Genomic DNA, 6,822 nt, shown 5'->3' on the forward strand with positions numbered 1-6,822 from the left:
TCCGAGCGCGACACCGCCAGCGGCGCGATGAGGAAGTAGGGCACTCGCACGGCGATGCGGCGCGGGGGCAGGCCGCGCTGGGCCAGGGCCAGGTCCACCGCGCCCACGCCGTCGCCTTTGGGGCTGATGAGGATGTGGGACAGCTTCAGGTAGGTGTCCACGTCCAGCGTGCGGCGCACGGTGGGGTGGTCCTTGCGCACCACGCAGACGAAGTCCTCGGTGAGGAGCTTCTGCTGGCGCAGGCCCGGCCCGGACGGCACGGGCGCGACGATGATGGCCAGGTCCACCTCGCCCGTCTCCAACTGGCCGGCGAAGGTGTTGCTGTCCACGTGCAGCACGGACAGGTCCACGCCGGGAGCCTCGCGGCCCAGGAGCTCCAGCGCGCCCGGCAGCAGCACCGACCCGAAGAAGTCGCGCGTGGCCACGGTGAAGCGGCGGGTCGCGGTGGCGGGATCGAACGCGGGCTCGTCGCGCAGTGCACGGCGCAGCTCCGCCAGCCCCCGCTTGAGCGGCGCGGCCAGCTGCTGCGCGCGAGGTGTCAGCACCATGCCGCCCCGGCCGCGGATGAGCAGCGCGTCGCCCAGCAACTCCCGCAGCTGCGCGAGCGCATGGCTCATCGCGGACTGGGTGAGGCCCACGCGCGCGGCGGCGCGGGTGACATGCGCCTCCTTCAGCAGCGCGTCCAGCGTCACCATCAGGTTGAGGTTGATGCCGGAGAGGTCGACCTCCGCGGGGGATGGCGCTGGGGTTTCATGAGCACGGCGCATGGGGGCATGCATAGCATGCAGTGGCCTCATGAATGGCGCGGGAGCACTGTTGCGCCATCTCGCTGTCGCTGGAGGCACCCCATGTCCATCGTCATCAACACCCCGAACGGCAACATCGGTCGTCCCCTCGTGGAGCAGCTGCTGAAGGCGGGCCGTCAGGTCACCGTCATCTCCCGCACCCCGGAGAAGGTGGCGGACCTGGTGAAGCTGGGCGCGAAGGTGGTGCAGGGCTCCATCGAGGAGCAGGCCACGCTGGACGCGGCGCTCGTGGGCGCGGAGGCGCTGTTCTGGCTGTCGCCGCCCGCCATCCGCCCGGACTTCCAGGACTGGGCGAAGGCCAACGGCAAGATGGCCGCGGAGCGCGTGAAGGCGCACGGCGTGAAGCGCGTGGTGATCCTCTCCAGCGTCGGCGCGCAGAGCGGGGCGGGCACGGGGCCGGTGTCCGTGCTGAAGCCCATTGAAGAGGCCTTCCAGGCGGCGGCCCCCAACGTCGTCAGCCTGCGCGCGGGTTTCTTCATGGAGAACCTGCTGCGCGACGTGCAGGGCCTGGCGAAGGCCGGCGCGCTCTTCAGCGCGAGCCCGGAGACGAAGGCCTTCCCCATGGTCGCCACCGCGGACATCGCGGCCAAGGCCGCCGAGGTGCTCCTGGACACGTCGTGGACGGGCCACCGCTATGTGGGCGTCCACGGGCCCAAGGACCTCACCTATCCGGAGGTCGCCAGCATCCTCACCCAGGTGCTGGGCCAGCCCGTGAAGTACGTGCGGGTGGGGCTGGAGGACCTGCGCAACGGCATGACGGGCGCGGGCATGCCCGCTTTCGCGGCGGACACCTTCGTGGAGATGTACGGCGCCATCCAGGACGGACGCATGGACCCGGCCGAGCCCCGCTCGAAGGAGACCACCACGCCCACCACCCTGGCGGAGTTCGCCAGCACCGTGCTCAAGCCGGTGGTGGAGCAGGCTCGCGCGTCGTGACGGCGTCCGCCCGTTCGCTCGCATAAGGAACAGGATGGGGAAACGACCGCTGCCCCGTTCCCTTCCTCACAACTGGTGCACGATGGGGGCCTGCCGGAGATTGCTCCGGTACGGCCACCCACCGAATACGAGCGCACCATGGACGAGCAACGCCCCGCCACGCCCCCGGCCCGGACGGACCCTTCCATCGACCTGCTCCACCAGCGGACCCGTCAGCCGCTGGAGGTCATCTTCTCCCCCCGCAGCGTCGCGGTGGTGGGGGCGAGCGAGCGCCCCGGCAGCGTGGGCCGCACCGTCCTCTGGAACCTCATCAGCAGCCCGTTCGGCGGCACCGTCTACCCGGTGAACCCGCAGCGCCCCAACGTGCTCGGAATCAAGGCGTGGCCGTCCCTGCGCGCGCTGCCGGAGCCCGTGGACCTGGCCGTCATCGTCACGCCCGCGAAGTCCGTGCCGGCCATCATCCGCGAGTGCGCGGAGGTCGGCGTCAAGGGCGCCATCATCATCTCCGCGGGCTTCAAGGAGACGGGCCCGGAGGGCGCGAAGCTGGAGCAGGAGGTGCTTCAAATCGCGCAGGCCGCGAACCTGCGCATCATCGGCCCCAACTGCCTGGGCGTGATGCGCCCCACGAGCGGCTTCAACGCCACCTTCGCCAAGGGCATGGCCCGCCCCGGCAACGTGGCCTTCATCAGCCAGTCCGGCGCGCTGCTCACCTCCATCCTCGACTGGAGCCTGCGCGAGGCCGTGGGCTTCAGCGCCTTCGTCTCCGTGGGCTCCATGCTGGACGTGGGCTGGGGAGACCTCATCGACTTCCTCGCGGATGATCCGATGACGCGCTCCATCCTGCTGTACATGGAGTCCATCGGCGACGCGCGCGCCTTCCTGTCCGCCGCGCGCGAGGTGGCCCTCACCAAGCCCATCATCGTCATCAAGGCCGGCCGCACCGCGCAGGCCGCGCAGGCCGCCGCGTCCCACACCGGCACGCTCGCCGGCAGCGACGAGGTGCTCTCCGCTGCCTTCCGCCGCGCGGGCGTGCTGCGCGTGGACTCCATCGAGGACCTGTTCCACATGGCGGAGGTGCTGGCCCGCCAGCCCCGGCCCTCCGGCCGCAGGCTCACGCTGCTCACCAACGCGGGCGGCCCCGCGGTGCTCGCCACGGACGCGCTCGTGTCCGGTGGCGGCGAGCTGGCCGTGCTGTCCGACGACACCAAGAAGCAGCTGGACGGCTTCCTGCCGCCGCCTTGGAGCCACGCCAACCCGGTGGACATCCTGGGAGACGCGGACGCGGAGCGCTACGCGAAGGCGCTGGAGACCACCGGCGCGGACCCCAACAGCGACGGCCTGCTCGTCATCCTCACGCCGCAGGACATGACGGAGCCCACCAAGACGGCGGACCGTCTCAAGGGCTACGCGAAGCTGCCCGGCAAGCCCGTGCTCGCCAGCTGGATGGGCGGTTCGGAAGTCGCCGCCGGCGAGCGCATCCTCAACGACGCGGGCATCCCGACCTTCGGTTACCCGGACACCGCGGCCCGCGTCTTCAACTACATGTGGCGCTACTCGGACAACATCGCCGGGCTCTATGAGACGCCCACGCTGGCGGAGGAGCCCACCGGCGGAGCCCGCGACGTGGCGCGCGCCCTGGTGGACGAAGCCCGCGCCTCCGGCCGCACCCTCCTGTCCGAATACGAATCCAAGCGCCTGCTGGCCGCCTACGGCATCCCCACCGTGGAGACGTGGCTCGCCACGTCCGAGGACGAGGCGGTGGAGAAGGCCCGCGCGCTGGGCTTCCCCGTGGTGCTCAAGCTGAACTCGCTCACGGTGACGCACAAGACGGACGTGGGCGGCGTGCGGTTGGACCTGCGCGACGAGGCGCAGGTGCGGGATGCCTGGCGCGCCATCCGAGACGCGCTCGTGGAGCGGGGCCTCCAGGACGCGTTCCAGGGCGTCACCGTGCAGCCCATGGCGAAGCTGGACGGCTACGAGCTGATTCTGGGCAGCAGCCTGGACGCGCAGTTCGGGCCGGTGCTGCTCTTCGGCGCGGGCGGCACGCTGGTGGAGGTGATGCAGGACCGTGCCCTGGGCCTGCCGCCCCTCACCACCACGCTGGCGCGACGCATGATGGAGCGCACGCGCATCCACCACGCGCTCAAGGGCGTGCGCGGCCGGGCCCCCGTGGACATGGGCGCGCTGGAGCGGCTGATGGTGCGCTTCAGCCAACTGGTGGTGGAGCAGCCGCTCATCCGCGAGCTGGACATCAACCCGCTGCTCGTCTCCGGCGAGCGCATCATCGCGCTGGACGCGCGCGTGGTGCTGCACCCGCCAGAGGTCCCGGCCGCGGCGCTGCCGAAGCTCGCCATCGAACCGTACCCGCACCAATACGCGAAGCTGCTCACGCTGAAGAACGGCGAGCAGCTCCTGGTGCGCCCCATCCGCCCGGAGGACGAGCCCGCCATGGGCCGCTTCCACCAGGCGCTCTCCGAGCAGACCGTGTTCATGCGCTACGCGGGCCTGATGAAGCTCAGCCAGCGCGTGGCCCATGAGCGCCTGGCGCGCATCTGCTTCAACGACTACGCGCGCGAAATGGCGCTCGTCGCCGAGCGGCCGTCGCCAGACGGGAAGGGCGGAGGAGAGATTCTGGCGGTGGGCCGGCTCACGCGCCTGCGCGGCACGAAGGACGCGGAGTTCGCCATCACCGTCAGCGACCCCGCCCAGCGCCTGGGCCTGGGCACGGAGCTGTTGCGGCGGCTGGTGGACATTGGAAGGGACTGGGGCCTGCGCCGCATCGTCGCGGACATCCTCACGCGCAACCGCGGCATGCAGGCCGTCAGCAAGAAGCTGGGGTTCACCCTCGTGGAACACGAGGAGTTGGCCCCGGACATGGTCAAAGCCGTGAAGGTGCTCAACGGCTGACCGTGCCCGGGGCTCCCCGGTGCTACGGGACTACACGTCGTCGCAGGGCGTGCCCAACCGCGCGCCCGTGTAGACGCCCAGCTCGTTGTAGATGAACGGCAGGTTCTCACCCACCGGCACCGCGCGCAGCTTCTGGCGCTTGCTCTTCACCACCCAGAACGACGGCTCCTCGCGGTCCACCACGAGGCGCAGGTCGCCGCCCTGCGTGGAGAAGATTTCCCCCTGCGAGTCGGTGACGACGTTGAGCATCTTCTGCTGCTTCACCTGGCCACGCTGGCCCGTGAAGATGCGGAAGCTCTTGTTGTCCGCGCCGATGCCGCGCTCGACCAGGTAGTACACACCCTTGTCGTCGCGCAGCAGCGCGTACGGCTGGAACTTCACCGGGCTGGGCTGGTACGCGGCCTTGCGCAAGAGCTCCTTGGCCTCTTCCGCCGGCACCGGCTGCTGCGGCAGGTTCTTCTCCCCGCAGCGCAGCGCGCACGTCTTGAAGTCCTCGCTCAGCTTCACGTCGGAGACGACGCGGTAGTCCGTGCCGCGGAAGTTGTCGTTGGCCTTGGGGTTGAAGAAGCGGGGCTCGAAGAAGGCGCCGTCCGTGGCGGAGGTGTAGCCCACGGGCACCACCTGCGTGAACGTCTTGCCGTCCCCGTAGAACAGGTCGCCCTCGTGCTCGGGCGTCTGGGGGATGAGGACCGTGTAGTGGCCCTTGCCGTCCGCGCAGACCTTCGCGGACTCCAGCACCATGCGGTCGCGCAGCTTCTGCTCCTGCTTCCAGGGCGGATCCAGCGCGAGCGCGGCTTGCGGGGCCAGGACGAGCCCCAGGGCGATGACCATGCGTCGAAGCGTCATTGTCGGTGGGCTTTCGTTCTAGAGGTTGTCGGTGAAGAAGGTGGTGGTCTCGTCCGACTGGACCGTCCGATCCGCGGTCACGGACCAGATGACCTTCTGGGCTTCCATCTTCAGCGCGGCCTTGGCGTCGTCCAAGCGGCACTCCACCGCCTGGAGCTTCTGCTGGACGGCGCGCTTGGCCTCGTCGGAGCGCTCGCACAGCTTCTGGAGCGACTCCATCGGGCCCACGCAGTAGCTGCCAAAGGACATCTTGTTGATCTGCGCGTCCGTGATGGAGTCCCAGGCCACGGTGGACGTCAGCTTGGAGCCGCACGCCTTGTTCGTCGCCGCCAGGGCCTCGGACAGCTGCGTCTCCGCCTGGTTCGTCCAGAACTTGCGGTCGAACGCGAGCAGGCCCTTGTACTTCTTGTCGCCTTCCAGGTCCTGGTAGCGCTCGAAGACCTTCTCCACCTTCAGCGCGCCCGTCTTGGCCGTGTCCGGCTTCAGGTGCGTGTAGCCCGTGTGGTTCACGCCGCTGAAGACCAGGTCCTCGTAGCCGCCCCGATCGTGCACGGTGACGAAGCGCTGCTTGTTGCCGCGCCACATCGTCCAGTACTCCACGGCGCGCCGCTGCTGCGTGTCCACCCCCGCGACCAGCACCTGTCCGTCCAGCTCGCTCTTGGTGCCTTCGAACGCGACCAGCGCCTTCTTCGCGTCACCGGGCTCCAGCGCGATGAGGGTGATCTTCTCGCCGGCCTCGTTGGAATACACCTTGCCGGTGGTGGGCTTCGTACCCGCCACCTCGCTGTCGGGCCGCACGCCCCGGGAACATCCCAGGGACAGCGCCACGACCCCCACTGCCAGTAGCACTCTCACGACGACTCCTTGGATTGCGGGCGCGCCCCCGCTCTGGAGTTTCCGCGCGCCCGGACGACCCTACAGGTCGATATCGTACTGCGAACAGTATTGTCGGACCCTTGGACGTTCCGTTGCCGGTACGCGGGTCCAATTTGCCCGCGAGTTCGCCAGGTCGTGTTGCTGGCAGTACACGCGGGTGAGCAGCGAGAACGACAGGCCGGTGATCTTCGTGCGCTGGCTGCGCCGGATGTGACGCAGCGCTTCCGCCGTGTTCGACGCGTCCAGCGCCTTCTGCGCCGCCGCCAGGTCCTCGCGCACGCTGTCCGGCATGGACTCGGGGGCGACGCGAGTCTTCGGCTTTGTGTTCACCGTGGGCTGCGTGGAGTTCTCCGGTTCCGTCGGCTGCGTCGGCTGGGGCTCCGGATCCACGGGCTTGTTCACGTCCTCCGGCGGCGCCACGACCACGGCGGGCGGGGTGACGGGCTCCGTG

Annotated in this window: 5 protein-coding genes and 1 pseudogene; 2 read left to right on the forward strand and 4 right to left on the reverse strand. The window is 69.7% G+C overall.

The window, feature by feature from the left end; genetic code table 11:
- On the reverse strand, positions 1 to 767 hold a 767-nt coding region (locus D7Y11_RS40775; RefSeq protein WP_233607563.1), incomplete at its 3' end, for a LysR family transcriptional regulator.
- An 81-nt stretch (positions 768 to 848) separates the two neighbouring features.
- Here D7Y11_RS40775 and D7Y11_RS40780 point away from each other — a divergent pair.
- Both D7Y11_RS40780 and D7Y11_RS40785 read left to right on the forward strand, forming a co-directional pair.
- Positions 849 to 1,742 (forward strand): NmrA family NAD(P)-binding protein, encoded by an 894-nt coding sequence (locus D7Y11_RS40780; protein WP_126936369.1) that lies wholly within the window; start codon positions 849 to 851, stop codon positions 1,740 to 1,742.
- Between the two features lie 138 nt (positions 1,743 to 1,880).
- The gene (locus D7Y11_RS40785; RefSeq protein ID WP_121754091.1) at positions 1,881 to 4,649 is read left to right on the forward strand and encodes a bifunctional acetate--CoA ligase family protein/GNAT family N-acetyltransferase; all 2,769 of its coding nucleotides are present in this window, start codon (positions 1,881 to 1,883) and stop codon (positions 4,647 to 4,649) included.
- Positions 4,650 to 4,679: 30 nt separating this feature from the next.
- On the opposite strand, the gene D7Y11_RS40790 is transcribed toward D7Y11_RS40785, so the two are convergent.
- The 3 genes and pseudogenes from D7Y11_RS40790 to D7Y11_RS40800 all read right to left on the reverse strand — a co-directional run.
- On the reverse strand, positions 4,680 to 5,495 hold the full coding sequence (locus tag D7Y11_RS40790; protein WP_233605071.1) for a hypothetical protein: 816 nt from the start codon (positions 5,493 to 5,495) through the stop codon (positions 4,680 to 4,682).
- A gap of 18 nt (positions 5,496 to 5,513) precedes the next feature.
- Complete coding sequence (locus D7Y11_RS40795; protein ID WP_126936370.1) at positions 5,514 to 6,350, reverse strand: hypothetical protein; 837 nt, start codon at positions 6,348 to 6,350, stop codon at positions 5,514 to 5,516.
- 60 nt (positions 6,351 to 6,410) lie between these two features.
- Positions 6,411 to 6,822: pseudogene (locus tag D7Y11_RS40800) on the reverse strand (serine/threonine protein kinase); the annotation flags it as partial.

It is taken from the genome of Corallococcus sp. AB018, assembly GCF_003986945.1.
GTDB lineage: Bacteria > Myxococcota > Myxococcia > Myxococcales > Myxococcaceae > Corallococcus > Corallococcus exiguus.

Coding starts and splice junctions, on each gene's coding strand:
- D7Y11_RS40780 (WP_126936369.1), top strand. CDS start 849: ATGTCCATCGTCATCAACACCCCGAACGGCAACATCGGTCGTCCCCTC.
- D7Y11_RS40785 (WP_121754091.1), top strand. CDS start 1,881: ATGGACGAGCAACGCCCCGCCACGCCCCCGGCCCGGACGGACCCTTCC.
- D7Y11_RS40790 (WP_233605071.1), bottom strand. CDS start 5,495: ATGACGCTTCGACGCATGGTCATCGCCCTGGGGCTCGTCCTGGCCCCG.